Source organism: Microcystis sp. M53602_WE12 (assembly GCF_030065455.1).
GTDB classification, from domain to species: Bacteria; Cyanobacteriota; Cyanobacteriia; order Cyanobacteriales; family Microcystaceae; genus Microcystis; species Microcystis aeruginosa.
On sequence record NZ_JASJFB010000232.1, the window covers coordinates 1 to 1,182 of the forward strand.

Consider the following 1,182-nt stretch of genomic DNA (forward strand, 5'->3'; position numbering starts at 1 on the left):
ATGGTCGAGGGAATCAACAATAAACTTAAACTAATAAAACGGAGAAGCTATGGCTTTAGAAACTTTCGGAATTTTTGGGTTAGAAGTATGTTGTCTTGGCATCTTGTCTGTTGATTTAGCATAAAGGGTAACGAAGAGCCACTTAACATAGCTTGGTTTTCTTGAATTTGTTGTTCTAAAGTATTAAGAGTTCGTTGTAGATTGGCTCTGGCTTCCTGAATTTTTTGTTCTAAGGTAGTCGTAATGCGTTGCAAGTTAGCCTCAGCTTCTTGGAGTCTTTTTTGTGTAGTTGTCGCCTCTAAACAAAATCGCTCTTTTTCCCCTTGAGAAACTGCACCATTACGGTATAAAGATTGATAACGTTGACAATCTGTGAGAGAATTATTCAATTCTGCTTTAATTCTTTCAACGGTAGCTTTTTGTCCTAGTTTTTCCCCTTCAAGTTCCGATTCCAAACTAGAGATCGCTGCTGTTTGCCTCATTATTTGTCCCTCTAATTCCGCTTTGCTTTGACGCATACGGGAATCTTGAGCCATAATTTCGCCTTTTTTTGCCCCTTCTCTCACTTTTTCGAGTTTAGATGCTGCTAAACCCAGATTTGCTTGAGCTTGTTTCAGGGCTGCTCGCAAACGGGCATTATTATCTAAAATAGCCATAATTTCGCCTTTTTCAACTTTTTCTCCCTGTTTTACCAGTATTTTATCTACTCTACTTCCTTCCAAAAAGGCAGTAGCTGATATTTGAGTAATTCCACCTTGGGGTTCAAGATAACCAAGGGCAGCAACAGCTTCGGGAGTATCAGGAGAAACCGTCGGGGAAATCGATAACTGGGAAGCTTTCAAGGATGATTCTGGTCTAAAATAGAAGATAATAACGGTTGTTCCCAAGCTAAATCCCATAAAAGCTCCTAAAAGACCCCAAAACCAATATTTTAAAGAATAGGAATTTTGAAGGCGAAAGTTAGCCATTGTTGTTAACAGGGATAAGGATTCATCGAAAATTTGGGTCTGAAACCCCGTCGTTCTACGACGGCTTTACTGTTAAATATTAGCGCATTTACACGATATATGCTAGAATGCGAGATATGGAAAAAGCCTATTCGTTTCGATTTTACCCAACACCCGAACAAGAGTCGCTATTGCGGCGCACTTTGGGCTGTGTAAGATTGGTTTACAATAAGGC

At 39.6% G+C, this 1,182-nt stretch carries 2 protein-coding genes; both read left to right on the top strand.

The window, feature by feature from the left end:
* The coding region (locus PX482_RS08465) for a transposase (protein ID WP_288023342.1) at positions 1 to 114 on the top strand (114 nt) is incomplete at its 5' end.
* A 970-nt stretch (positions 115 to 1,084) separates the two neighbouring features.
* A partial coding sequence (locus tag PX482_RS08475; protein ID WP_287711526.1) for a helix-turn-helix domain-containing protein occupies positions 1,085 to 1,182 on the top strand: 98 nt, incomplete at its 3' end.